The organism is Kitasatospora paranensis (genome assembly GCF_039544005.1).
GTDB lineage: Bacteria > Actinomycetota > Actinomycetes > Streptomycetales > Streptomycetaceae > Kitasatospora > Kitasatospora paranensis.
Genome location: NZ_BAABKV010000001.1, coordinates 6,846,496 through 6,870,828 on the forward strand (window position 1 = coordinate 6,846,496; position 24,333 = coordinate 6,870,828).

The 24,333-nt window shown below is 75.8% G+C and carries 21 protein-coding genes and 1 pseudogene; 7 read left to right on the forward strand and 15 right to left on the reverse strand.

Going from position 1 to position 24,333, the window contains the following annotated elements; translation table 11 throughout:
* Position 1 precedes the first annotated feature (1 nt).
* From ABEB13_RS32520 to ABEB13_RS32535, 4 genes are read left to right on the forward strand one after another with little or no spacing between them, the layout of a single operon-like run.
* Positions 2 to 1,342, forward strand: coding sequence for an aldehyde dehydrogenase family protein (locus ABEB13_RS32520; RefSeq protein WP_345708341.1), 1,341 nt, complete (start codon positions 2 to 4; stop codon positions 1,340 to 1,342).
* Positions 1,339 to 2,355: a proline racemase family protein gene (locus ABEB13_RS32525; RefSeq protein WP_345708342.1), complete on the forward strand. Its 1,017-nt coding sequence runs from the start codon at positions 1,339 to 1,341 to the stop codon at positions 2,353 to 2,355. Before ABEB13_RS32520 ends, ABEB13_RS32525 begins: the two co-directional genes overlap by 4 nt.
* Positions 2,352 to 3,299 (forward strand): ornithine cyclodeaminase family protein, encoded by a 948-nt coding sequence (locus tag ABEB13_RS32530; RefSeq protein ID WP_380231950.1) that lies wholly within the window; start codon positions 2,352 to 2,354, stop codon positions 3,297 to 3,299. The genes ABEB13_RS32525 and ABEB13_RS32530 overlap by 4 nt, the downstream gene beginning before the upstream one ends.
* Before the next feature lie 40 nt (positions 3,300 to 3,339).
* Positions 3,340 to 4,047 (forward strand): GntR family transcriptional regulator, encoded by a 708-nt coding sequence (locus ABEB13_RS32535; protein WP_345708343.1) that lies wholly within the window; start codon positions 3,340 to 3,342, stop codon positions 4,045 to 4,047.
* Between the two features lie 7 nt (positions 4,048 to 4,054).
* On the opposite strand, the gene atzF is transcribed toward ABEB13_RS32535, so the two are convergent.
* From atzF to ABEB13_RS32555, 4 genes and pseudogenes are all read right to left on the reverse strand, one after another.
* Positions 4,055 to 5,701, reverse strand: coding sequence for an allophanate hydrolase (atzF, locus tag ABEB13_RS32540; protein ID WP_345708344.1), 1,647 nt, complete (start codon positions 5,699 to 5,701; stop codon positions 4,055 to 4,057).
* A complete protein-coding gene (gene uca / locus ABEB13_RS32545; RefSeq protein WP_345708345.1) occupies positions 5,698 to 9,276 on the reverse strand; it encodes an urea carboxylase in 3,579 nt (1,192 codons plus the stop codon). Before uca ends, atzF begins: the two co-directional genes overlap by 4 nt.
* Positions 9,277 to 9,282: 6 nt before the next feature.
* Positions 9,283 to 9,888, reverse strand: coding sequence for an urea amidolyase associated protein UAAP2 (locus ABEB13_RS32550; protein ID WP_345708346.1), 606 nt, complete (start codon positions 9,886 to 9,888; stop codon positions 9,283 to 9,285).
* A pseudogene (locus tag ABEB13_RS32555) lies at positions 9,885 to 10,692 on the reverse strand (urea amidolyase associated protein UAAP1). Before ABEB13_RS32555 ends, ABEB13_RS32550 begins: the two are co-directional and overlap by 4 nt.
* Positions 10,693 to 10,802: 110 nt before the next feature.
* Between ABEB13_RS32555 and ABEB13_RS32560 the strand changes: the two are divergent.
* Entirely contained in the window at positions 10,803 to 11,474 is a 672-nt protein-coding gene (locus tag ABEB13_RS32560) for a TetR/AcrR family transcriptional regulator (protein ID WP_345708347.1), read from the forward strand.
* Between the two features lie 28 nt (positions 11,475 to 11,502).
* Here ABEB13_RS32560 and ABEB13_RS32565 read toward each other — a convergent pair whose 3' ends face one another.
* The gene (locus ABEB13_RS32565; RefSeq protein ID WP_345708348.1) at positions 11,503 to 13,002 is read right to left on the reverse strand and encodes an amino acid permease; all 1,500 of its coding nucleotides are present in this window, start codon (positions 13,000 to 13,002) and stop codon (positions 11,503 to 11,505) included.
* 148 nt (positions 13,003 to 13,150) lie between these two features.
* On the opposite strand from ABEB13_RS32565, the gene ABEB13_RS32570 reads away from it, so the two are divergent.
* Positions 13,151 to 14,176 carry a nitronate monooxygenase gene (locus tag ABEB13_RS32570; protein ID WP_345708349.1) on the forward strand — a complete coding sequence of 342 codons (1,026 nt, stop codon included), beginning with the start codon at positions 13,151 to 13,153 and terminating at the stop codon, positions 14,174 to 14,176.
* Between the two features lie 28 nt (positions 14,177 to 14,204).
* Here the strand turns inward: ABEB13_RS32570 and ABEB13_RS32575 are convergent, their stop codons facing one another.
* Positions 14,205 to 15,662 carry an aminopeptidase P family protein gene (locus tag ABEB13_RS32575; protein WP_345708350.1) on the reverse strand — a complete coding sequence of 486 codons (1,458 nt, stop codon included), beginning with the start codon at positions 15,660 to 15,662 and terminating at the stop codon, positions 14,205 to 14,207.
* A gap of 70 nt (positions 15,663 to 15,732) precedes the next feature.
* Entirely contained in the window at positions 15,733 to 16,335 is a 603-nt protein-coding gene (locus ABEB13_RS32580) for an ArsR/SmtB family transcription factor (protein WP_345708351.1), read from the reverse strand.
* Between the two features lie 131 nt (positions 16,336 to 16,466).
* On the opposite strand from ABEB13_RS32580, the gene ABEB13_RS32585 reads away from it, so the two are divergent.
* Positions 16,467 to 17,768: an MFS transporter gene (locus tag ABEB13_RS32585; protein ID WP_345708352.1), complete on the forward strand. Its 1,302-nt coding sequence runs from the start codon at positions 16,467 to 16,469 to the stop codon at positions 17,766 to 17,768.
* Between the two features lie 21 nt (positions 17,769 to 17,789).
* Here the strand turns inward: ABEB13_RS32585 and ABEB13_RS32590 are convergent, their stop codons facing one another.
* The 8 genes from ABEB13_RS32590 to ABEB13_RS32625 form a co-directional block, all read right to left on the reverse strand.
* A complete protein-coding gene (locus tag ABEB13_RS32590) occupies positions 17,790 to 18,164 on the reverse strand; it encodes a hypothetical protein (RefSeq protein WP_345708353.1) in 375 nt (124 codons plus the stop codon).
* Positions 18,165 to 18,236: 72 nt separating this feature from the next.
* Positions 18,237 to 18,629 (reverse strand): roadblock/LC7 domain-containing protein, encoded by a 393-nt coding sequence (locus ABEB13_RS32595; RefSeq protein WP_345708354.1) that lies wholly within the window; start codon positions 18,627 to 18,629, stop codon positions 18,237 to 18,239.
* Positions 18,630 to 18,708: 79 nt separating this feature from the next.
* Complete coding sequence (locus ABEB13_RS32600; RefSeq protein ID WP_345708355.1) at positions 18,709 to 19,791, reverse strand: transcriptional regulator; 1,083 nt, start codon at positions 19,789 to 19,791, stop codon at positions 18,709 to 18,711.
* The gene (locus ABEB13_RS32605; protein WP_345708356.1) at positions 19,791 to 20,174 is read right to left on the reverse strand and encodes a hypothetical protein; all 384 of its coding nucleotides are present in this window, start codon (positions 20,172 to 20,174) and stop codon (positions 19,791 to 19,793) included. The genes ABEB13_RS32600 and ABEB13_RS32605 overlap by 1 nt, the downstream gene beginning before the upstream one ends.
* A gap of 549 nt (positions 20,175 to 20,723) precedes the next feature.
* On the reverse strand, positions 20,724 to 21,227 hold the full coding sequence (locus ABEB13_RS32610) for a hypothetical protein (RefSeq protein WP_345708357.1): 504 nt from the start codon (positions 21,225 to 21,227) through the stop codon (positions 20,724 to 20,726).
* Complete coding sequence (locus ABEB13_RS32615; protein WP_345709902.1) at positions 21,134 to 23,143, reverse strand: immune inhibitor A domain-containing protein; 2,010 nt, start codon at positions 23,141 to 23,143, stop codon at positions 21,134 to 21,136. Before ABEB13_RS32615 ends, ABEB13_RS32610 begins: the two co-directional genes overlap by 94 nt.
* 152 nt (positions 23,144 to 23,295) lie before the next feature.
* Positions 23,296 to 23,625: an ArsR/SmtB family transcription factor gene (locus ABEB13_RS32620; RefSeq protein ID WP_100887502.1), complete on the reverse strand. Its 330-nt coding sequence runs from the start codon at positions 23,623 to 23,625 to the stop codon at positions 23,296 to 23,298.
* 41 nt (positions 23,626 to 23,666) lie between these two features.
* Positions 23,667 to 24,041: a hypothetical protein gene (locus ABEB13_RS32625; RefSeq protein WP_100887501.1), complete on the reverse strand. Its 375-nt coding sequence runs from the start codon at positions 24,039 to 24,041 to the stop codon at positions 23,667 to 23,669.
* Positions 24,042 to 24,333: the final 292 nt, after the last annotated feature.

A 24,333-nucleotide genomic window follows, 5' to 3' on the forward strand; every position in this document is an offset into this window, starting at 1 on the left:
CGTGACCGTCATCTCCCGCAACCCCGCCGACCCCGCCGACCTGGTGATCACCGTCGACACCCCGGGTGCCGACGGCACCCGGGCCGCCGTCGAGCGGGCCCGCGCCGCCCAGGGGGCCTGGTACGCCTCCGGTGCCGCCGCCCGCTCCGCCGCCCTCACCCGGGCCGCGGACGCGGTCGAGGCGCACGCCGACGAACTCACCGCGCTCGCCGTCCGCGAGGTCGGCAAGCCGGCCGGCGAGGCCCGCGGGGAGGTCGCCCGCACCGCCGCCATCCTCCGCTACTACGCCCAGGCCCCGTACGCTCCCGCCGGAGCCGTGCACGACACCGCGGCCGGGCCGGGCCTGCTGCTCACCCGCCGCCGCCCGTACGGCGTCGCGGGCCTCATCACCCCGTGGAACTTCCCGCTCGCGATCCCGGTCTGGAAGGCCGCACCCGCCCTGGCGGCCGGCAACACCGCCGTGCTCAAGCCCGCCCCGGAGGCGACCGCCTGCGCGCTGCGGCTGGCCGAGCTGCTCGGTCTGCCCGAGGGCGTGCTGACCGTCGTCCCCGGCGGCGCCGAGGAGGGCGCGGCCCTGGTCGACACCGCCGACGTGGTCTCCTTCACCGGCTCCACCGCCGTCGGCCGGGCCGTGATCGCGGCGACCGCCGCCCGCGGCATCCCCGCCCAGGCCGAGCTCGGCGGGCTCAACGCCGCCCTCGTCCTGCCCGACGCCGACATCGAGCAGGCCGCCGACCACCTGGCCGCCGCCATCGCGGGCTACGCCGGACAGAAGTGCACCGCGACCAGCCTGGTGATCGCCGTCGGCGCGGCCTACGAGCCGCTGCGCGAGGCCCTCGCCAAGCGCCTCGCCGCGGAGGTCTGCGGCCCGGTCATCGGCGAGGCCGCCCTGGACCGGCTCACCACCGCGGTCGACACCGCCCGGGCCGGCGGCGCGAGCGTCCTCACCGGCGGCCACCGCTCCGACGGCCCCGGCTGGTCGTTCGCGCCGGCGCTGCTCGCCGAGGTGCCGGCCGGACACCCTCTGCTCGGCGAGGAGTTCTTCGGCCCGCTCGCCGTCCTGCTGCCCGCCGCCGACCTGGACGAGGCGATCGCGATCGCCAACTCCAGCCGGCACAGCCTGGCCGCCTCGGTGCACACCCGGGCACTGGACACCGCCCTCGCGGCCGCCGACCGGCTGGCCGCCGGAATGATCAGGATCAACGCGCCGTCCACCGGCGTCGACTTCCACCTGCCGTTCGGCGGGACGGGCTCGGCGAGCTACGGCGAACGCGAACAGGGCACGGCGGCGCTCGAGTTCTACACCGCGAGCCGCACCGTCTCGCTGCTGCCCCCGGCATGACCGGCCCGGTCGAGGCGGTCGACTACCACACGGCGGGCGAGCCGTTCCGGATCGTCACGGCGGGCCTGCCGGCGCTCCCCGGCGCGAGTGTCGCCGAGCGCCGGGCCGCGCTGCTCGGCCCCGGCGGCTCGGCGACGGCGCCGCGTCCGAGCGCCGCGGACGACGTCCGCCGACTGCTCACCCGCGAGCCGCGCGGGCACGCCGGGATGTACGGCGGTTTCCCGGTGCCGCCCGACGACGACGGCGCCCACCTCGGCGTGCTGTTCTGGCACAAGGACGGGTACTCGACGGCCTGCGGCCACGGCACCATCGCGCTGGGCGCCTGGGCCGTCGACAGCGGGCTCGTCCCCGCCCCGGCGGACGGCACCGCGGACGTCCGGATCGACGTCCCCTCCGGCCGGGTGACCGCCACCGTGCACCGCCGCGGCGGCCGGACGACCGCCGTCACCTTCCGCAACGTGCCCGCCTTCGTCACCGCCCGCGCGGTGCCGGTCGCCACCCCGTACGGCGAGGCCGCGGTCGACCTGGCGCACGCCGGCGCCTGCTACGCGAGCGTGCGCGCGGCCGACCTCGGGCTGTCGGCCACCGTCGACCGGCTGACCGAACTCACCGACGCGGGGCGGCGGATCCGCGCCGCGCTGGAGGGCCACCCGGGCACCCGGCACCCCGTCGACGACCGGCTCTCCGGGGTGTACGGCGTGGTGCTGTACGACGACCTGCCGGACAGCGCGCAGGGGCCCGTCCAGCGCAACGTCACGGTCTTCGCCGACGGTCAGATCGACCGGTCGCCGTGCGGGTCGGGCACCTCCGCCCGGCTCGCCCTGCTCGCCGGTGAGGGCCGCACCGGCGAACTGAGGCACCTGTCCGTGATCGGCACCGCCTTCACCGGACGGGTGGTCGGCGAGCAGGGCGGCGGCCTGGTGACCGAGGTCACCGGCACCGCGCACCGGACGGGGGAGCACCGCTTCGTGCTCGACCCGGCCGACGCGCTGGGCACGGGCTTCCTGCTGTGATCCCGCCGCTCGACCTCACGCTCACCCCGACCGAGGCCGTCCGCGCCCTGGAACGCGCGCTGCGCGACGGCCTCGACCCGGAGACCGCCCCGCCGCGCACCGGCGTGCCCGTGCCCGCCGGTGAGCTGCTGCTGATGCCCGCCGCGGCCGGCCGCTACGCGGGCGTGAAGGTCGCCGGGGTGGCGCCGGGCAACCCCGCGCTCGGCCTGCCCCGGATCACCGGCGCGTACCTGCTGCTGGACGGCCCGACCCTGCGGCCGCTGGCCCTGTTCGACGGCGCCGCGCTCACCGCGCTGCGGACCCCGGCGGTCACCGCGCTCGCCCTGGACCGCCTCGCCGCTCCCGTCGCGTCCCACCTGGTGCTGTTCGGCGCCGGTCCGCAGGCCCACGGCCACCTGGCCGCCCTGGCGGGCATCCGCCCGCTGCGCCGGGTCACCGTGGTGGCCCGGCGGCCCGGGCCGGCTGCCGCGCTGGTCGACCGGGCCCGCGCGCTGGGGCTCGACGCCCGGGCGGGCGGGCCGGACGCGGTGGCCGACGCCGACCTGGTGGTCTGCTGCACCACCGCCCGCACCCCGCTCTTCGACGGCCGGCTCGTCCCCGACCGGGCCGCGGTGGCGGCCATCGGCTCGCACGAGCCGGACGCCCGGGAGGTGGACACGGCACTGGTGGGCCGCAGCGCGCTCTGGGTCGAGGCCCGGGCCGTCCTGGCGGAGGCAGGCGACCTGCTGGCGGCGTTCGCCGAGAACGGGCCGCTTCCGCTTGCTAACCTGTCAGAACTCGTCACCGGAGCGGCAGTTGTGCCGGTCGACCGGCCACGGCTGTTCAAGGGGGTGGGGATGGCCTGGCAGGACCTCGCCGTCGCCGCCGCCCAGTACGAGCTCCACGGCGGCGGATCGCCCGGGCCAGGCCCGGACGGGCTTCGGGCCGAGGCCGGCGAAACGTGACATTGTACGATGAGGTCCTGCACACCTCCGGAGGCACACCATGGCGGACCTCAAGCCCCGCGCCCTCATCTCCGTCCAGGAGCGGCTGCGCGACCAGGTCGCGCACGCCCTGCGCGCGGCGCTGATCTCCGGCGAGCTGCGCCCCGGCGTCGTGTACTCGGCGCCCGCGCTCGCCACCGACTTCGGGGTGTCCGCCACCCCCGTCCGCGAGGCGATGCTCGACCTCGCCCGGGAGGGCCTGGTCGAGGCCGTCCGCAACAAGGGCTTCCGGGTCACCGAGCTCAGCGACCGCGACCTCGACGAGTTCACCGAGATCCGCGCCCTGATCGAAGTCCCCACCGTCGGACGGGTCACCCGCACCGCCGCCAGGGAGCAGCTGGAGGCGCTGCGCGTCGAGGCCGAGGCGATCGTCGCCGCCGCCCGCGCCCACGACCTGATCGCCTACCTGGAGGCCGACCGGCGCTTCCACCTCGGCCTGCTCGGCCTGGCCGGCAACGCCCGGCTGGTGGAGACCGTCGGCGACCTGCGCAAGCGCTCCCGGCTGTACGGCCTGCACCGGCTCGACCGGCGCGGCGAGCTGGTCTCCTCGGCCGAGGAGCACCTGGAGCTGCTCGACCTCATGATCGCCGGGGATGCCGAGGCGGCCGAGGAGTGCATGGCCCGCCACCTCGGGCACGTCCGCTCGCTCTGGGCGGCCGGCCTCGACGCGGGCGAGGACGGCCGCCCGGAGCTGCGCACCGGGAGCTGACGGCGGGTCAATCGCGGAGGTGGGCCGCCCAGCCGCCGGTGGCCGTGATGTCCCGGGCCCCGGCCAGCGCGGCCGGCTCGCAGAGGAAGCCGGTCACCTGCCGCCCGTCGGCGAGCTCCACCGGGCCGAGCGCCATCGGCCGCGGCAGTGCGGCGAGCAGCGCGCCGAGCCCGGCCGCGGGCAGCTCCCACAGCTCGCCCGCGATCGTGGCGCCGTCCTGTGCCACCCGGACGAGCCCGGGCTTGGCCGGCTCGGTCGGCAGGGCGTACAGCCGGTAGGTGGGTGCGGTGGCGATGTCGGCGGTGAACCGGCCGCCGAGCGCGCTCAGTTGCCCGTTGAGCGGCTGCCCGGTCAGGTGGGCGCCGAAGACCGCCAGCCGGACGGGCGGCTCCACCAGCAGCCGGGCGATCGCGGCGAGCCCCTCCTCGGTGTCGGGCGGGCCGACCAGCGTCACGCCGAACGGCAGCCCGGCGACCGTGCCCGCGGGCACCGCCAGGGCGCACAACCCCAGCAGGTTCGCCGAGTTGGTGAACCGGCCGAGCCGGGTGTTGACGCCCACCGGGTCGGCCGCGACCTCGGCCAGGGTCGGGTGGAAGGTGGTGGTGGGCAGCAGCAGCGCGTCCGCGTCGCCCAGTTCGGCCAGCGCGGCCTCCCGCAGCCGGGCGAGCTCGGCGAGGTCGGCGTACAGCCGGTGGGCCGGCAGGTCGCGGGCGGCGCCGATGATGCCGGCCACCACCGCGTCCAGGCCGGGCCCGCCCTTGTCGACGAACTCCCCGACCGCCGCGTACCGTTCGGCCACGAAGGCGCCCTCGTAGAGCATCGCCGCCACGGTGTCGAAGGGGGCCGGGTCGACCGGGCGCAGTGCGGCGCCGGCCGCGCCGAGCCGGTCGGCCGCGGCGCCGAACGCCCGGGCCCAGCCGTCGGCCAGCGGCCCGAGCGCGGCCGGCGCCGGGACGGCGATCCGCCACGGGCCGGGTCGGCGCCCGGGACGCGCGGGCGCCGGGTCGGCGATCAGCCGCAGCGCGCTCTGGGCCTCGCCGACCGTCCGGGCGAACACCGAGACGCAGTCCAGGCTGCGGCAGGCCGGGACGACACCCTCGGTCGGCACCCGGCCGGGCGCGGCCTTGAGGCCGACGATGCCGTTCAGTGCGGCCGGCACCCGGCCCGAGCCGGCGGTGTCGGTGCCCAGCGCGAGGTCGGCCACGCCGAGCGCCACGGCCACCGCGGAGCCGGAGCTGGAGCCGCCCGAGATCCGCTCCGGGTCGACCGCGCCGCGGACGGCGCCGTACGGGCTGCGGGTGCCGACCAGACCGGTGGCGAACTGGTCGAGGTTGGTGGTGCCCAGCACCACCGTGCCGGCCGCGCGCAGCCGGGCGACCGCCGGGGCGTCACGCTCGGGCAGGTACGCGTAGCCGGGGCAGCCCGCCGTGGTGGGCAGCCCGGCCACGTCGATGTTGCCCTTCACCGCGCACACCGTGCCGGCCAGCGGCAGGTGTTCGCCGGCGGCCGTCCGGGCATCGATCAGGGCCGCCTCGGCCTCGGTCTCGGCCTGCGGCCGCAGGTCGATCCAGACCTCCGGCCGGTCCACGGCGGCGATCCGCGCGTACGCCCGGCGGACGCGCTCGACGGCGCCCGGCCGCGGGTCGGCGCTCACGCGACCGCCGCCAGCACCACCAGCGGGCTGCCCGCCTCGACCTGGTCGCCGGAGCCGGCCAGCAGCTCGGCGACCACGCCGTCCTGGTCGGCGGTGACCGCCGACTCCATCTTCATCGCTTCCAGTGCCATCAACTGCTGCCCCTTGCTGACGCGTTCGCCGACGGCGACATCGATCTTCCAGACGCAGGCGGTGAATTCGGCGGCCACCACGCTGCCGCCGGGCGGCGCGGCCACCGTCCGGGGCGCCGCCGGTGCCGCGCCGGAGGCCCGCTCGGCCCGGTCGAACTCGCCCGCCTCCTCCCAGGCCTGCCGCTCGGCGGCGAACGCCGCCGCCTGCACGGCCCGGAACTTCTCGATCGGTCCGGCCTGCTCGGCCAGGAACCGGAGGTGGTCGGCGAGCGCGAACTCGCCCTCCTCGATCCGCGGCCGGAACCGCCCGGCGGCCATGTCGGCCCGCAGTTCAAGGAGTTCCTCCGCAGTGACCGGATACCAGCGGATCCGGTCGAAGAACCGCAGCAGCCACGGCGCGCCCGGCGTGAACGGGCCGCGCTGCTGCCAGCCCGACCACATCTGCACCGTCCGCCCGACGAACTGGTACCCGCCCGGGCCCTCCATCCCGTAGACGCACAGGTAGGCGCCGCCGATGCCCACGGAGTTCTCCGCCGTCCAGGTGCGGGCCGGGTTGTACTTGGTGGTGACCAGCCGGTGCCGCGGGTCGAGCGGGGTGGCGACCGGCGCGCCGAGGTACACGTCGCCCAGGCCCAGCACCAGGTACTCGGCGTCGAAGACCGTCCGGTACACGTCGTCGACCGAGCCGAGGCCGTTGATCCGGCGGATGAACTCGATGTTCCACGGGCACCACGGCGCGTCGTCGCGCACGCCCGCCATGTAGCGCTCGATCGCCTCCCGGGTCGCCGGGTCGTCCCAGGACAGCGGCAGGTGGACGGTGCGGCTGGGCACCACGAGCCGGTCCGTGGCGGGCAGCGCCCGCTCGATCTCCCGGACGAGGTCGAGGAGTTCGGCGACCGGCAGGACGTCCGGGTCGACGTGCACCTGGAGCGAGCGGATGCCCGGGGTCAGGTCCACGACGCCGGCCGGCCGCCGCGCGGCGAGCCGTTCGGCCAGCGCGTGCACCCGCATCCGCAGCGCCAGGTCCAGCTGCATCGGGCCGTACTCGACGAGCAGGTTGTCGTCGCCGCTGCGCCGGTAGGTCACGCTGGGCCGGTCGGCGGTGGCGGGCAGGACGGCGAGCACGCCGCCGTCGGCGATCGCCGGGCGGGAGGCGCGCGGCACGGCGGCCGGGGTGCGGCGCAGTTCGGCGGCGGCCTGCGGGGTGACCGGGACGAAGCGCACGGTGTCGCCGGGCCGGAGCTGGCCGAGCTTCCAGCGCTGCCCGGTGGCGACGGTGGCCGGGCAGACGAAGCCGCCGAGCGAGGGCCCGTCCGGGCCGAGCAGCACGGGCATGTCGCCGGTGTAGTCGACCGCGCCGACCGAGTACGGGGTGTCGTGGATGTTGGACGGGTGCAGGCCGGCCTCGCCGCCGTCCGGGCGGGCCCAGCCCGGCTTGGGGCCGACCAGCCGGACGCCGGTGCGGGCGCTGTTGAAGTGCACCGACCAGTCGGCGGCGTAGAACTCCTCGACGTCCTGCTCGGTGAAGAACTCCGGTGCGGCGTGCGGGCCCTCGACGGCGGGCAGCTCCCAGGCGGAGGTGAGGACGGGCCGCAGCTCCGCGGGGGTCGGGCCGGCGTCCGGGCCGAGGGGGCCGGTGCCGCCGTGCAGCACGTCGCCGACCCGGAGGGCCCGGCCGCCGTGGCCGCCGAACCCGCCCAGGGTGAAGGTCGCGGCGCTGCCGAGGAACCGCGGCACGTCGAGGCCGCCGGCGACCAGCAGGTAGGTGCGCAGGCCCGGGCCGGGCGGGGCCGGGATGTCGAGCAGTGCGCCGGCCGGCACCCGCACGGGCTGCCACTGCGGGACGGGGGTGCCGTCCACGGTGACGGGCGCCGGGGCGCCGGTGACGCAGACCCAGGTGGGCGCGGTGAAGCGCAGCGCCGGGCCCTGCAGGGTGCACTCCAGGCCGGGCGCGCCCTCCGGGTTGCCGAGGGCCCGGTTGCCGAGCCGGAACGACAGGTCGTCCATCGGCCCGCACGGCGGGACGCCGACGTGCCAGTAGCCGGTGCGGCCGGGCCAGTCCTGGACGGTGGTCTGGGTGCCGGCCCGGACGACCTCGATCCGCGGGGTGGGATCGGTGACGTCCGCGAGTGTCCCGGTGTGGTGGGCGGCGGCGCGGACGGCCGGGACGGCCGGCACCGTGCGCAGCAGGCCCAGGTTGGTCTCGATGCCGTGGATCGTGGTCCGCTCCAGCGCACCGGTGAGCCGGGCCAGGGCGTCGTCGCGGTCGGCGCCGTGCACGATCACCTTGGCGAGCATCGGGTCGTACGCGGTGGTGACCTCGGTGCCGGTCTCCACCCAGGAGTCCACCCGGACGTCCGCCGGGAAGGCCACCTCGGTCAGCAGGCCGGCGCTGGGCCGGTGGTCGCGGCTCGGGTCCTCGGCGTAGACCCGGGCCTCGACCGCGTGGCCGTCGGCCGGGCCCACCTCGCGGACGACCGTGCGGTCGCCCTGGGCGAGCCGGAGCATCCACTCGACCAGGTCGACGCCGTACACCGCCTCGGTGACCGGGTGCTCCACCTGGAGGCGGGTGTTGACCTCCAGGAAGTACGCCTCCTCGCGGCCGGCGTCGTAGACGTACTCGACGGTGCCGGCCGAGCGGTAGCCGACGGAGGCGCACAGCTCCCGTGCGGAGTCGGCGAGTTCCTTGCGGACCCGGTCGGGCAGGCCGGGGGCGGGGGCCTCCTCCAGGACCTTCTGGTTGCGGCGCTGCAGCGAGCAGTCGCGGTCGCCGAGGGTGACCACCCGGCCGGTGCCGTCGCCGAACACCTGGACCTCGACGTGCCGGGCCCGCTCCACCAGCCGCTCCAGGAAGACGCCGGCGGTGGCGAAGCTGGCCGCGGCGACCCGTTGCACCCGCTCCCAGGCGTCGGCGAGCTGGCCGGGGTGGTGGCAGGCCTGCATGCCGATGCCGCCGCCGCCGCCGGTGGCCTTGAGCATCACCGGGTAGCCGACCCGGTCGGCGGCGGCCAGCGCGGCGTCGAGGTCGGCGAGCAGCCCGGTGCCGGGCAGCAGCGGCACGCCCGCGGCCTCGGCGGCGGCCCGGGCGGTGTGCTTGGCGCCGAAGACGTCCAGCTGGGCCGGGGTGGGGCCGACGAACGCCAGCCCGGCGGCCTCGACCCGGCGGGCGAACGCCGCGTCCTCGGAGAGGAACCCGTACCCGGGGTGGACGGCGCCCGCGCCGGTGTCCAGGGCGGCCTGCAGCACCAGGTCGGTGCGCAGGTAGCTGTCCTTCGCTGCGGCCGGTCCGAGCCGCACCGCGTGGTCGGCGAGCCGGACGTGCGGGGCGGAGCGGTCCGGGTCGGAGAAGACCGCGACGGTGGCGATGCCGAGGCGCCGGGCGGTGCGGATGATCCGGGCGGCGATCTCGCCGCGGTTGGCGATCAGCAGGGTGTCGTAGGTCATGGCGGGTCAGCCCCCGGTGACGGTCATGCGCACCGGCGTCGGGTCGAAGCCGTTGCACGGGTTGTTGATCTGGGGGCAGTTGGAGACCAGCACCAGTACGTCCGTCTCGGCCCGGAGCACCACGCGCAGCCCCGGCGCGGACAGGCCGTCGACGATGCCGAGCGTGCCGTCCGGCTCGACCGGCACGTTCATGTACCAGTTGATGTTGGAGACCAGGTCGCGCTTGCCGAGGCCCCACCGGGCGCCCTCGGCGAGGAAGTTCTCCACGCAGGCGTGCTGCGACCAGGTGTGGTGGCCGTAGCGCAGGGTGTTGGACTCCTTGGAGCAGGCGCCGGCGATGGTGTCGTGCCGGCCGCAGTCGTCCTCGGTGACGGTCATCAGCGGGGTGTGCTCGGTGGAGAGCAGCACGCTGTCCTTGCCGAGGAAGAGCGAGCCCTGGGCCTGGACGGTGTCGGGTGCGCTGTAGCGGATCGCGGTGTCGTGGGCGTCGTACAGCAGGCAGTCGACGGCCTGGTTGCCGCCGAGGTCGGTGATGGTGAGCAGCTGTCCGCGGCGGACGACGGCGGAGAAGGCGCCGCGGGCGGGCACGGTCCGGTCGAGCAGGACGGTCATCGGACCCCCAGGGCGGCGGTGTTGAGGTGGGCGCGGTGGCGCTCGGGAGTGGCGTCCCAGTGCGGGTCGCCGGGGCCGGTGACCTCGCCGGGGACGGCGAGCACCTCCAGCGGGGTGCACCGGTAGGCGGGGCGCGGGTCGAGCGGGTGGGCGGTGTTGGCGAGCAGCAGCGTGACGGCCTGCTCCAGCCGGAGGGTGACGGCGGTGCCGGGCCCGGCGGAGCCGGTGGAGTGCAGGGCGCCGTCCCCGTCGACGGCGATGCCGTGGAAGAGCGAGACCGCGGCGGGCAGGTCGCGCGGGCCGAGCCCGTGCTTGGCGGCGGCCAGGAGCAGCAGTTCGCGGCCGGCGGGGAGGGCCCTGCGGGCTGCCGTCGCCGTAGCGGGCGGTGTTGCGGGCCGCTGTGGAGGTGCCGGCCAGCGCGTCGTGCCGGCCGGAGGTGTCGGCGGTGACGGTGGCCAGCACCCGGCCCTGGTCGGAGAGGAGCTGGCTGCCGGTGCCGAGGTAGGCGTTCCACTGGACCTTGACGGTGTCGGCGGCGCTGAGCCGCTCCCACGGCCGGCCGGTGACGTACAGCAGCAGGTGGGCGCAGGCGTCGCCGTCGCGGTCGGTCAGCGTGACGTGGGCTCCGGCCGGCAGGGCGAGGTGGGTGTATCCGCCGCCGGCGACCGTCTCGGACCACAGGGTGCCGGGCGGCGGCGGCAGCAGGGGCATGCAGTCGACGACCGCTCCCGCCTGCGACCTGGCGTGGGCGCGGGCGGCCGTGGTGGTGGCGGTGCCGGCCCCGGCGTCGGTGGTTTCTGTCATGCGACAGAAATTAGGCAGCACCGGATTCGCCGCCATTGCCCGCGCGTAACACGGGAGTTACCGTCCCCTCACGGAGATCGCGGAGAGCCGTGATGTGCGAGGATCGCAGGGTGTCCGTCACCAGCCGCCCCGCCCGCGCCCGCGTCGGCCGCCCCCGCGCCCAGGGCCCGTCCGACAGTGCCCTGGCCCCGCGCGACCAGGTGCTGTCCGCCGCCGCGGACCTCTTCACCCGCGACGGCTACGCCGCGACCACCACCCGCGCGGTCGCCGAGCGCGCCGGGATGCGCCAGGCGTCGATCTACCACTACTTCGCCGGCAAGGAGGACATCCTCGCCACCCTGCTGGAGAGCACCGTCGAGCCCTCGCTCGCCTTCGCCGGCGCGCTGCTCGCGGACGGCGCCGCCGACCCGGCCGCCCGGCTGTGGGCGCTCGCCGCCCGCGACGCCGACCTGCTGTTCGGCGGCATGTACAACCTCGGTGCGCTCTACCAACTGCCCGAGGTCCGCGGTGAGCGCTTCACCGCCTTCCGCGAGGCCCGCAACCGCCTGAAGGCCGCGTACGGGACGCTGCTCGGACTCGTCGCCACCGACGCCACGGGCCCGGCCCTCCGTACCGACCTGCTGTTCGGCCTGGTCGAGGGCGGGGTGGCGGTCGCCCGGGAGGGCGGCGGCCGGACGGCCCGGGACGTCGCGGGCGCCGTGGCGGACGCCGCGCTGCGGTTCGCCGGCTGCACTCCGGCGCAGGCCGAAGCCGCCCGCCGGGACGGCGGGCGGCTGCTGTGACCGGGGGCGGCGGCCCCGAACCGGCCGGTCAGCGGCGCAGCCGCCGGTAGACCGCACCGAGCAGCACCGCACCGGCCGGCACCAGCACGCTGAACCACCGGAAGTACCAGTGGCCGCCCTGCGGGTCGTAGACCGACGCCCGCGGCCAGGCGAGGTTGACCGTCATCGCCACGCCGTAGACCAGCGCGAGCACGTTCACCGGCAGTGCCCAGCGGCCCAGCGAGAACAGCGGCCGGCCGGTCTCGTCCGCCGCCGCGCCGTCCTCGCCGATCGGCAGCCCGCGCAGCCGCCGCACCAGCAGGGCGCCCACCACCAGCGCGTACGCGGCGTAGACCAGCACGATGCAGGTGGTGGACAGGGCCAGGAAGGCCGCCGGGGAGACCAGGTTCAGCAGCAGGAAGGCCGCCGCGGGGACACCCACCGCGAGCGCCGCCCAGCGCGGCATGCCGCTGCGCCGGTGCACCGAGGCGAGCCGACCGGCGCCGGGCAGCGCGCCGTCGCGGGCCATCGAGAACACCATCCGTGTCCCGGCGGTCTGCATCGCCAGGGTGCCCACGCAGATCGCCACCGCCACGTCCGCCAGCAGGACCCGGCCGAGCCCGTCGCCGAGGCTGCTGGTCAGCACGTACGACAGGCCCTCGGTGGCGAGCCGGCCGTCGGTCAGGCTGGGCGCGGCGAGCACGCCGCCGAGCAGCAGCAGTCCGCCGCCGGCGCCGGCCGCGGCGAGGGCGGTCAGCACCGTCCGCGGCGCGGTGCGGCGCGGGGCGACGGTCTCCTCGGAGAGCTCGCCCGCGCTGTCGAAGCCGATCATCACGTAAGCCGCGGTGAACGAGCCGACCAGCAGGGCCCAGAACGCGCCGCCGCCGGTGTGCCCGGTGTGCAGCACGACGGAGGCGGGCTGCTCGGTGTGGGTGAACAGCAGCACCACGATCAGGACGATGCCGGCGAGCTCGGCGACCACCCCGATCCCGTTCACCCGGGACAGCACCCGGTTGTCGACCGCGTTGACGACGGTGGTCAGCACGATCAGCGCGGTGCCGAGCAGCACCGCGTTGGCGGCGCCGCTCGCGGTGGTCGGCGACGGATCGCCGCCGACCAGCTGGAAGCCCGACCACAAGGCGGGCAGCACCACCTGCAGGGCGAGCGCGGCCGCGGTGACCACCACGACCTGGCCGAGCACCATCAGCCAGCCGGTGAACCAGCCGTAGGTCGGGTTGGCCAGCCGGGTGGCCCACTGGTAGATGGCACCGGAGATCGGGTAGCGGGCGGCGAGCTCGGCGAAGCAGGCGGCCACCAGCAACTGCCCGACCAGGACGACGGGCCACGTCCAGACGAACGCAGGTCCGGCCGTGCCGTACCCGAATGCGAAGAGCTGGAAGACCGTGGTGAGCACGGAGATGAAGGAGAAGCCGGCCGCGAAGGAGGCGAACCGGCCCATCGTGCGGTGGAGTTGCTGCGGGTAGGGGAGGGTGTCGGAGAGTGCGGGACCAGGAGGTCCGGCGGGGGCGAGGGAAGTGCTGGTGGTCATGGGGGCACCGGCTTTCCGCGGCAGTTTCTGTCGGTTGACAGAAAGTAGGGGCCGCCGGATTCCCGGGCGTTGCCCGGCTGTTGCCGCGAGGTTGCCGTGTGCTCACGGCTAGGCTGACACCTGTCGGAGCCGATTCGGAGGGCCGCCCATGAGCCTCGACCTCGCCGTCCCGCTGGTCGCCGCACCCATGGCCGGCGGCGGATCGACCCCGGCGCTCGCCGCCGCCGTCAGCATCGCGGGCGGCCTCGGCTTCCTGGCCGCCGGCTACCTCGAAGCCGACGCGATGCACGCACGGATCACCGAGGCCCGGGAGCTGACGGACCGCCCGTTCGGCATCAACCTCTTCGTCCCCGGCGAGGCGGCCGACCCGGCCGCCGTCGCCGCCTACCGCGCCGAACTCCTCCCCGAGGCCGCCGCGGCCGGCGTCGAGCTGCCCGAGCGGATCGCCCCCGACCGGGACGACTGGGACGCCAAGATCGAACGCCTGGTGGCCGACCCGGTGCCGGTGGTCTCCTTCACCTTCGGGCTGCCGAGCGCCGCCGAGGCCGCCGCCCTGCGGGCCGCCGGCAGCCTGCTGGTGGGCACCGTCACCAGCGCGCCGGAGGCCCGCGCCGCCGCCGCGCTCGGCCTGGACGCGCTCTGCGTCCAGGGCCCGGAGGCCGGCGGCCACCGCGGCACCCACCGCGCGGCCGACCGGCCGGGCACCGTCCCGCTGCTGCGCCTGCTCGCCGAGGTCCGCGCCGTCACCGGCCTGCCGCTGATCGCCGCCGGCGGCCTCGCGGACGGCCCCGGCATCGCCGCGGCGCTCGCCGCCGGTGCCACCGCCGCCCAGCTCGGCACCGCCTACCTGACCGCGGACGAGTCCGGCGCGCCGGCGGCCCACCGGGCCGCACTCACCGACCCGCGCTTCCCCGGCACCGTGGTCACCCGGGCCTTCACCGGCCGCCCGGCGCGCGGCCTGCGGAACGCCTTCATCGACCGCCACGCGGCCGGGGCGCCCGCCGCCTACCCGGAGGTGCACCACCTGACCCGCCCGCTGCGCGCCGCGGCCGCCCGCCGGGGCGACCTCGACGCCCTGCACCTGTGGGCCGGCACCGGTCACCGGCTCGCCCGACCCGGCCCGGCCGCCGACCTCACCGCACGGCTGTGGGCGGCGGCCGTCGCCGCGCGCTGAGCGGCGCCGGCCGCCGGCCCGTTCGGCGTCAGCCGAGCAGGCCGCCCATCCACTCCTCGATGCCGTCGGGAGTCCGGGGCAGGGCCGAGGACATCAGCCGGGCGCCGTCCGCGGTGATCACCAGGTCGTCCTCGATCCGGACGCCGATCCCGCGCAGCTCCAGCGGCAGCGTCTCGTCGTCCGGCTGGAGGTAGAGGCCGGGCTCGACGGTGAGCACGTGGCCCTCCGCGAGCACCCCGTCCAGGTACGTCTCGGCGCGGGCCTTGGCGCAGTCGTGGACGTCCAGACCGAGCATGTGGCCGCTGCTGCACAGGGTGTAGCGCCGGTGGAGTCCGCTGTCGGTGTGCAGCGCCTCCTCGGCGGAGACCCGCAGCACGCCCGAGGCGGCGAGGCCCTCGGCGACCACCCGCATCGCCGCGTGGTGGAAGTCGCGGAAGCTGGCGCCGGGGCGCAGCGCCGCGATGCCCGCCTCCTGGGCGGCCAGCACCAGCTCGTAGACCTCCCGCTGGACCCCGGTGAAGCGGCCGCTCAGCGGCAGGGTGCGGGTGATGTCGGCGGTGTAGAGGGTGTCGGTCTCCACGCCCGCGTCGAGCAGCAGCAGCCGGGACGCGTCCAGCGGGCCGTCGTTGCGGATCCAGTGCAGGACGCAGGCGTGCGCGCCGGAGGCGACGATGGTCTCGTAGCCGGGGCCGTTGCCCTCGGCGCGGGCGCGCCGGTCGAAGGTGCCCTCCAGCCAGCGCTCGCCGCGGTGGTGGCGCAGTGCCGCGGGCAGTTCACGGACGACGTCGGCGAAGCCGGCGGTGGTGTGGTCGACGGCCAGCTGCAGCTGCTCGACCTCCCAGGCGTCCTTGACCAGGCGGAGCTCGGCCAGCACGGCCTCCAGCCGGTCGTCGCCGGCGCGCAGCGCGGCCGAGGGCCGGCCGGCGAGCGCGTCGAGTTCCGGATCCACGCCGGCCAGCAGCCGGGTGGGCGGCTGGGGCCCGGTGAGCAGCTTGCCGAGGTCGTCGAGGTGGACGGTGCGCACGCCGGTGAGCCGTTCGGCCTCGGCCAGGTCCGGCCGCCGGCCGACCCAGAACTCGCCGTACCTGCGGTCGCGGTAGAACTCGGAGCTGCCGCCGCCGCGCGGTGAGCGCGGCCGCAGGTGCAGCACCGCCTCGCCGTCCGGCTCCACCACCAGGACGTGGCCGACCTGGTCCTCGCCGGTGAGCCCGGTCAGCCAGGCGTAGGCGCTGTGCGGGCGGAAGCGGTGGTCGCAGTCGTTGGTGCGGACCTTGAGCCGGCCGGCCGGGACGATCAGCCGCTCGCCGGGGAACGCGGCCGCCAGCGCCGCCCGCCGGGCCGGCATCGCGGCGTACCCGGCGACCCGGTCCTCGGCCGGCAGCGGGGTCGGGGCCCACGCGGTGGCCATGAAGGCGTCCAGGGCGGGGGAGACGGGCAGGTCGTGGCTGCCGGTGTTGGGCGGTATCGGGCTGGGCCGACCGGTCACGGGGATCTCCTTCGGGGCAGGAGTGAGCGACCGGGCCTCCGAAGGCTCGGTGCAATTTCACATTGTTATGTTACTGATCGGCCCCTGCGCCGGACACCCCCGCGCCGTCTGCGGTGCCCGCGGTGCCGTCGCCGTCTGCGGTGCCCGCGGTGCCATCGGCGTCCGGGGGTGTGTCCTCCGTCATCGGGAAGGCCATCACGCTCGCGCTCACCCGGACCGAACCGGCCGCATGCGGCGGCAGGGCCGCGTCGTGCAGCTCGGCGACCGCCTCGGCGAGCCGGCTGCGGGCGCGCTCCCAGGCCTGCGGGTCGACCCAGAGCTCGGCGTCGCAGGTGACGCCGGGCGTGTCCGCCGCGCGCCGGGCGGCCCGTTCGCGCAGGTTGTGGGCCAGCGCCTCGGCGAGCAGTGCGGTGCCGTCCACCCGGTCGGAGAGCGGGGTGCCGCGGACGGCCCGGTACCGGCGCTCCCGCCCGCCGCGCCGGGCCCGTACCTCGGCCAGCTCCACCTGCCCCGCGGCGTCGAGCCGGCGCAGGTGCTGGCTGGCCAGGGCGTGCGAGATGCCCAGTTCGCGGGCGAGTTCGGCGGCGGACATCGGGGCCGTCCAGAGCAGCGACATCATGCGCAGTCGGACGGGGTGGGCGAGGGCCCGCAGGACGGGATCGGCGGCTGTCACACCTGGAACGGTACCGGCGGGGGCCGCCGCCCCGATCACCCCCAAGCATTGACTTGGGAGTCGTCGGCGGGGCACGATCGGGACGGCGGGCGGCCGTCCGCGAGCACGGGACGGGGAGAGGCGGGGGCGCGGTGCGCGGACGCGCGGCGGTACTCGGGGAACGGGACTTCCGGATCTTCCTGGCAGGCTTCACGGCCTCACAACTGGGCACCGGCATGGCCACGGTGGCCCTGGTCTTCGCCGTCCTGGAACGCTCCGGCTCGCCCGCCGCGCTCGGCTGGGTGATGGCGGCCCGCGTCCTGCCGATGACCGTGCTGCTGCTCGGCGGCGGGGTGGCCGGCGACCGGCTGCCGCGCCGACTGGTGATGCTCGGATCGGACGTCGTCCGGGTGCTCGCCCAGGCCGGGGTGGCCGCCCTGCTCCTGCTGCCGGGCGCCCCGCCGCTCGGCGCCCTGCTCCCGCTGGTGGCGCTCGGCAGCGCCGCGGAGGCGTTCTTCGCCCCGTCGCTCGACGGGATCGTCCCCTCGCTCGTCCCCGCCGCGCGCCGGCACGACGCCAACGTCCTGCTCGGGATGGGCCGTTCGGCCGGAACGGTGGCCGGACCGGTGCTCGCCGGGCTGCTGGTCGCCGTCACCGGGCCGGCCCCCGTGCTCGCCTTCGACGCGCTGACCTTCGCCCTGAGCGCGCTCGCGCTGGCGGCGCTGCGCACCCGCCCGCCCGCGGCTGCCGCCGCGACCGGTCCCCGCTCCGGCCTGCTCGCCGATCTGCGGGCCGGCCGGCGGCTGTTCTTCGGCACGACGTGGCTGTGGGCCGCGACCCTCCAGGCCGGGCTGTTCAACCTGGTGCTGTGGGCGCCGTACCTGGTGCTCGGCCCGGTGGCCTCGCTGGAGCGCTACGGCGGCGCCCGCGCGTGGGGTCTGGTCGTCGGCTGCTACGGCGCGGGATCCGTCCTCGGCGCGCTGGCCCTGCTGGGCCGCCGGGCCCGCCGCCCGCTGGTCGCCGCCACCGTGGCCGGGCTGGGCTACGCCGCCCCGGCGGCCTGCCTGGCGCTGGCCGCCCCGCTCCCGGTGGTGGCCGCGGGCGGGGTCCTGGCCGGGGTCGCCCAGGCGGTGTCCGGCGCGCAGTGGAGCATCACCCTGCAGAGCTTCGTGCCGGCCGAGGCGCTCTCCCGGGTCGGCTCGTACGTGACCCTGGGCGCCTTCGTGCTCGGGCCCGTGGGCCTGGCGGCGGCCGGACCGCTGGGCCGGGCGGCCGGGGTGCGGACGGTGCTCGCCGTCGGGGTGCTCTTCCACCTGGTGTCCAACACGGCGCTGCTGGCGCTGTCCTCCGTCCGGGGCCTTCGGCTGCCCGAGGTGGCGGCGGGCGTCCCGGCGCACCGCGGGCCGGCCGGACCGGGCGCCGATCGGCACCCGGTCCCGCCGGCCCGCGGCTGACGGAGCGTCAGGATCGGAGGATCAGACCTCCAGGTCGGCCTCGATGCGCTTCAGCTGGTGGCGGGCCATGGCCAGGTTGGCGCGGCCCTTCTCCAGCGCCAGGTAGAGGAAGAGACCTTTGCCGGAGCGGCTGGTCAGCGGCCTGATCAGGTGGTACTGGGTGCTCAGGGTGATCAGGATGTCGTCGATCGCCTCGTTGAGGTTGAGCATCTCGATGGCGCGGACCTTGGCCCGCACCACGTCGGTGTTGCCGGCCGCGGCGACGTTCAGGTCGAGTTCGGCGCCGCCGCCGATGGTGCCGAGAGCCATACCGCTGTTGTAGTCGACGAGGGCTACGCCGATGCTGCCCTCGATCGAGCTCATCGCGTCCTTGAGGGAGTGCTCGGTGCTTGCCATGGGGGTGTTCCTTTCGGTGGTGAAACGGGGAGATGACGGTGCTCGGGAGATGAGTCGTGGGGTGGAGCGGCCCTAGGGCCGGTCGGAGCGCTCCAGCGCGGCGTCCGCGAGCGCCGCGATCCGGCCGCCGGCCCGGCGGGCCTCGAAGTGCAGCCGCCCGACGTTGGCGTCCGGCCCGGCGAACAGCGTCAGCACGACGTAGCCCCCGGCCGCGTACGTCGCCGTGTAGCCGTTCTCGCCGCGGGTGAGCAGCTCGCGGAAGCCGCCCTGGCCGCTGGCCTCGATCAGCCGCGCGCCGACGCCGAGCGCGGCGGCGGTGAGCGCGGCCAGCCCCTCCGGTTCCAGCCCGTCCGTGTCGTGGGCGACGACCAGGCCGTCGGTGGTGGCGACCAGCCCGCCGGTGAGGTGCGGAACGGTCGCGCGCAGGCCGCGCAGCTCGGTGAGCACCTGGGGTTCGGGGATCATCGGTGAACGCCTTCCGGTGAACTGGCGCAGGGCGCGCTTCATGACGCCGGCGAGCAGGGCGTACGGGCGGATGGGACGCTCACAGTCGGGCCTCCAGGGCGGCTCGGATCCGGAGCAGCAGGGCGATCTCCGGATCGGGCGGGATGTCGGACGATCCGAGCGGCGGCAGCAGCACCTCCGCACGGGCGGGGGAGGGCCCGGCCTGCAGGGGTACCCGGCGGGGGACGGCCGGACCGGACGACGGGAACGGTGCGCGCGCTCCGGCCGGCGTGCCGGGCGCGGACGGTGCGGTGGCGGGCTCGGCGCCCGGCGGGAGCGCCGGCCCCGGTGCCCGGTGGCGGGCCCTGACGGTTACGGCCGCCGGGGCGGAGCCGGTCCGGGGGAGCGGGACTTCGATCAGTCCGGCCGCGGCGAGGTGCCGGATGTCGAGCAGGGTGGTGAACGCGGACCTGCCGAGCAGCCGGGCGATCTGGGTCGGTGTGCGGTAGCCGTCGGCGGCGGCGAGCACGGCCCGCCGGCGGCCGCTGCAACTGCCCAGCTGCCGTTCGGTCCAGGGCGACTGGGTGCGGGGCCGGACAGGCGCGTCGTCCAGTTGCGGGGCCGGCCACGTCCGGTCGAGCAGGGTGCGCCGCCGGCCGGCGCCGAGCCGCAGGGTGCCGACGTTCAGCGGCCGGCCGAGGGTGAGCGCGGGTCGGACACCGGGCAGGAAGCCGATCGGCCCGTCGTTCTGCGGCAGCGCGAAGTAGGCCGCGTCCATGACGGCGGTCAGCTGGCACAGTTCGAGTTCGCCGCGGCCGATCAGCCCGGTGGCGACCAGGTGGTCGGCCGCGGCGCCGCGGGCGCCGGCCACGCTGTCCGCCCAGGTGCGGGCGGAGATCCGGCCGGCCGAGGTGAGCAGTGCGGCGACGTCGGAGGCGGCCGGGCTCTCGGCGTGCACCACCTCGCCGGCGACCAGGTGCACGGTGCCGGCGGAGCCGTGCAGCGCACCGGTCGCACGGTCGGCGGACAGGTCCGTCAGGGCGGCCTCGAAGACGGTGGCCGGGGCGAAGCCGGACCGGTGGCGGCGGGGCAGCCGGCCGAACCGCTGGGCGACGGGCTCGGGAAGGGCGTCGGCGACGGGCCGCGGGACGGGCCGGGTGTCCGGCCGGAGGGCGGGCTGCATCAGGCGATCACCAGCCCTTCGACGATGGAGGCCAGGCGCAGTCTCGCCATCGCGAGGTTGGCGGTCGCCCGGTCCAGCCGGAGGTAGAGGAAGACGCTGCTGTCGAAGGCGGTCTCGATGAAGCGGATGAGGTGGTACGAGCCGGCCGAGGTGATGATGACGTCGTCGGCGGGGGCGGTCCGGGCGGCCGGGTCGGCGAAGGTCGAGGTCTGGGTGATCGCCCGGGCCACCTCGGTGGCGTCGGCGGCCCCGGTGTCGTGGTCGCCGCCCGGGCCCGCCCCGACGGCGCCGAGCGCGAGCCCGCTGGTCCAGTCGACCAGGCTGGCCCCCAGGGCCCCGGTGATGGTCATCGCCTCGGTCAGGCAGTCGTCGATCCCCGGCAACGGTTACGCACCCCTCCCACATGCCCGGACGGCACGCTTCTGTGGCCACGCCCTCACTGGCTGTAGCCCCATCGGGCCGTAACGCTACCGCGAGGGTGAGGCGGTGGGGGAGGGTTCCGGCACATTCCTCGGGCATATGCCCGAACTCCCGCACGGGGATTGACGATCCGTCAGCACGTGCCCGATGCCGCAGGCGGCGGGCGGATACCGGGAATCGGCGAGGGCGGCAGCCAGAGGAGCCCGGAGGAGCGAGGTGGGCGCGCCGACGACGGCGGCCCCGAGCGCCGGCCGAACGCCGGACGTGCTCCCGAGCACCCCTCCCAGCACCGAACCTAGCGGACGGATTCCGTGGTTGACTGCCCGATGGGCGCCGGAGACCCGAGATCGCAGCCGATCGGGGACAACTGCGGCGAACCCCGACCCCGGTGTGATATTGAGGCCCACGATCGCGATCCCGGGGCCGAACCCGGCGGCCGGCTGCAGGGCCGCGGCCGTGCCCCCGCCCCCGGGGTGCGGGAGCGGGGGCACGGCGCCTCGCCGGGCGGACGGTCAGGCCGAAGGGCCGACCCGGACGGTGGTCAGCCGGCCGCCCTGGGCCTCGCGGACGACCTCGATCCTGGTGCCGGTGTCCGGCACCGCGACCCCGATCTCCGGATACGCCGGGTCCAGGTAGTGCCCGGTGCGGTCGTCGAACACCGGGACGGCGGGTTCCGCCGGGAAGCGCGTGGCCACGCCCGCGCTGTGCAGCAGCACCGGGGTGGTCGGCCGCAGCGAGAACACCGCGTCGTAGGTCTGGAACCGGGCGTTGACCCGCGTCCCGTCCGCGAACCGGGCCACCTGCGGGCGGGCGTCCACCGGCAGCACGAGTCCCCCGCCGGGGTGGTCCTTGGTGTTGTTGTCGGAGTAGGCGGTGTCCCAGAGCCAGATCAGCACGCCCTCCTGGTACGGGTAGGTGTCGATCACCCCGGCCTTGCCCGCCACGCCCGTCCAGCCGAAGTTGTACGGGCCGGTGCGCAGGTAGGCGCCGTACCCGGCGTAGCGCCGGTTCTCCACCAGGTACGCCCGGGGTGGTCCTGCACGGCGTCCCTGCCCCGGATGACCGAGAAGCCGGCCGATGCCCATCCGGCGCCGCCGCCCTCCGCGCCGTCCTCGACCAGGGTCGTGCCGCCCGCGGTCACCTTCACCGCGTCGATCAGGACGCCCTTGCCGTGGGTGTTGCCGTCCGAGGTGACGTGCACCCGGATCTGAACCGGCCGCCCGAGGTAGGCGTCCAGCGGGATGTGCAGCGGCGTCCAGCCGCCGGAGTTGCCGGACAGGCCGGGGGTGAGCGCCGGGGTGTCGCCGATCGGGGCGCCGCCGGCCGTGCCGTGCAGCGGGGTCCAGGTGGCGCCGCCGTCGGTGGAGGCCTCCACGGTGAGGAAGTCGTAGTCCTTCTCGGTGTCGTACCAGGCCGCCGCGTCGAGTGCGGCCGGCGACCCGCGCCCGGTGAGGTCGACCGTCCGGGCCAGCGAGGCGTCCATGCCGTCCCCGGTGCCGCTCCACCACTGCGCGGCGCCCTCGAAGGGGTCGGCCAGCGTGGTGGTCGTCCGCCCGGGCGGCAGGTGCACCAGCACGGCCTGTGCCTGGTCGGTGTTGTAGCCGCTCACCCCGAGCGCGTGGCTGGAGCGGGTGGCGGCCTGCGCCTCGTCGTAGTTCAGCCAGCCGAGCTGGAGCTTGCTCCAGGCGTCCAGGTCGCCGGGGTAGGAGCCGGTGGTGTTCCTCCGGCCCGTGCCCAGGTACGACGCGGACGACATCAGCGACCAGAAGTTGACCGCGTTGTCGCCGCCCGAGGTCGGATACAGGTCGGGCAGCCCGAGATTGTGCCCGTACTCGTGGGAGAACAGGCCGACGCCGCTGTTCTCGCCGGCCTGGAGGTAGTCGTAGACGTACAGGCCGGTGTCGCCGACGGGTGTGCCGCCGATCCGGTCGCCCGCCGGGCCGCTCTGCCCGGACGGGTCGGGGAAGGCCCAGCTGCGGTGCGCCCACAGCGCGTCGGCGCCCTGGGCGCCGCCGCCCCAGGTCTCGTCGACCCCGGCGTGCACCACGATCACGTTGTCGAGGTAGCCGTCGGGCTCGTCGAAGTTCCCGTCCTTGTCGTGGTCGTAGCGGTCCTGCACGTCGTAGCGGGCGAGTTCGGCCTTCACGTCCGCGGCGGTGCGGCCCTTGGCGATCTCCCCGTCGTACCAGGCCTTGGTGGCGTCCCGGACGAACTCCTGGGCCTGCGTCCAGGCGCCGCTGCCCTGCGGGCCCTTGTTGGAGCCGTACCGGGCCTCGTTCCACGGCAGGGTCACCCAGTCCGTGACGGTGCCCTCGATGTCGTACCGGCCGGAGGACTGCGTCCGGTAGTAGTTGCGGACGGAGTCGGCGCCGGGCGTCGCGTCGAAGAACATCCGCTGGTAGTAGTCGCGGCTGAAGTCGCTCTTCCAGTAGGTGTGGGTGTCGTCCCGGCCGGGCTCGGGGATCGTGTTGTGCCGCGGCCCGGGGTGCCGCCGTAGCGCGGCTGTCCCTGGTACTGCGTGGTGTCGTCGACCTGGTCGCCGAACTGGGCGAGGATCACGAAGACCCGGTCGGTGCGCTGCCGGGCGAGCTGGACGTAGTCGCCGCCGATCCGCACCTTCGCGGGGGCGGTGCCCTGCGGGGTGCGGGCGAGAGTGCCCCGGTTGAGCTGCTCCAGCGCCTGGCTGCGCAGTGCCTGGCTGCGCCGCTCCTGCGGGGCGGGCGGCTGTTCGGGCCCCTCGCGGCCGTCCGTGCCCGGTGGGGCGACGGCCGCCGCAGGGCCGGCGGCCCGCGGGGTGGGCGGGGCCGCCTGGGCGGGGGTGGCGACCAGGGCGGCGGATATCGCACTGGTGGTGAGCGCGGCGACGAGGGCCGCGGACAGTCGGCGCACGGACCGAGTCCTTTCGGGACGAGGGTGGTCGAGCGCCGGTAATATTTCACATGTCATCGGTCACATGGAAGAGATCGGGCGAGAGTTGTCCCCTGTTCATGACAGATCGTCAGTTCGATGCGATGGAAGGGTGATCCGGTGGCCGGCGCCGCGCCGTCCCGGGCGCGGCGCCGCGGCGTCCGGTGCCGACGGGGGTCAGTCCGCGGCGCGCAGCTCGGCCAGCAGGACGCCCTGGTCCTGGATCATCTCGGTGAGGATCCGGCGGGCCGTGCGCAGCAGCTCGGCGACGTCGGCGCCGGCGAGCGCGTAGACCACGGTGGAGCCCTCCCGGGTGGCCGTCACCAGCCCGGACCGGCGCAGCTGCGCCAACTGCTGGGAGAGGCTGGACGGTTCGATGTCGATATCGGCGAGCAGGTCACGGACGGGCATGGGCCCGGCCTGGAGCAGCTCCAGGACCCGGATCCGTACCGGGTGGCCCAGCATCCGGAAGAACTCGGCCTTCGCCTGGTACAGCGGTACGGGCATCACGCCCCCTCTCCGACGCCGTGCCGGTGCCGCCGGCCCGCTCAGACCTCAAGGCCCGCCTCGATCCGCTTGAGCTGGTGCCGGGCCATCGCCAGGTTGGACCGGCTGCGGTTGAGCGCGAGGTAGAGGAACAGGCCCCGTCCGGTGGACGTGGTCAGTGGCCTGATCAGGTGGTACTGGCTGGAGAGGGTGATCAGGATGTCCTCGATCTCGTTGTCGTGCAGGTTGAGCATCTCCATCGTGCGCATCTTGGCGCGCACCAGGTCGGTGTTGCCCGCGGCCGCCACGTTGAGGTCGATCTCGACGCCGTCGCCGAGGGTGCCCAGGGCCATGCCGCTGCCGTAGTCGACCAGGGCCACGCCGATCGCGCCCTCGATCGCCATGGCTTCCTTGAGAGAGGTTTCCAGGTTCGCCATCGTCGTTCCTCCTGCTGGTGCCGGTGCCCGCACTCCGTTCGGGCGGGTTCGGCACCGACTGTAGGGAGACGATCGCGAAGTAATCGGTCATTGACCGGAACAGTTCACCGATGCTCGTTTGGTGATCGGATCACGTCGCTACGGCGACGGCTTGAAGACATTTGCAACTCAGGATGTGATTGACCTGCCATCCGTCGGCGTGTCGCCGCGACGCAGCGGTCATCATCGGCGACACCGGGTCACCGCCCGGCCGGCCGTGCCCCGAGCCGTCCGCCGCCCCGGCCCGGCGTGG

Excerpts from the sequence above, each read along its gene's own strand:
- ABEB13_RS32525 (WP_345708342.1), top strand. The coding sequence starts at position 1,339 with ATGACCGGCCCGGTCGAGGCGGTCGACTACCACACGGCGGGCGAGCCG.
- ABEB13_RS32535 (WP_345708343.1), top strand. The coding sequence starts at position 3,340 with ATGGCGGACCTCAAGCCCCGCGCCCTCATCTCCGTCCAGGAGCGGCTG.
- uca (WP_345708345.1), bottom strand. The coding sequence starts at position 9,276 with ATGACCTACGACACCCTGCTGATCGCCAACCGCGGCGAGATCGCCGCC.
- ABEB13_RS32550 (WP_345708346.1), bottom strand. The coding sequence starts at position 9,888 with ATGACCGTCCTGCTCGACCGGACCGTGCCCGCCCGCGGCGCCTTCTCC.
- ABEB13_RS32565 (WP_345708348.1), bottom strand. The coding sequence starts at position 13,002 with ATGACCACCAGCACTTCCCTCGCCCCCGCCGGACCTCCTGGTCCCGCA.
- ABEB13_RS32570 (WP_345708349.1), top strand. The coding sequence starts at position 13,151 with ATGAGCCTCGACCTCGCCGTCCCGCTGGTCGCCGCACCCATGGCCGGC.
- ABEB13_RS32590 (WP_345708353.1), bottom strand. The coding sequence starts at position 18,164 with ATGGCAAGCACCGAGCACTCCCTCAAGGACGCGATGAGCTCGATCGAG.
- ABEB13_RS32595 (WP_345708354.1), bottom strand. The coding sequence starts at position 18,629 with ATGATCCCCGAACCCCAGGTGCTCACCGAGCTGCGCGGCCTGCGCGCG.
- ABEB13_RS32600 (WP_345708355.1), bottom strand. The coding sequence starts at position 19,791 with ATGCAGCCCGCCCTCCGGCCGGACACCCGGCCCGTCCCGCGGCCCGTC.
- ABEB13_RS32620 (WP_100887502.1), bottom strand. The coding sequence starts at position 23,625 with ATGCCCGTACCGCTGTACCAGGCGAAGGCCGAGTTCTTCCGGATGCTG.
- ABEB13_RS32625 (WP_100887501.1), bottom strand. The coding sequence starts at position 24,041 with ATGGCGAACCTGGAAACCTCTCTCAAGGAAGCCATGGCGATCGAGGGC.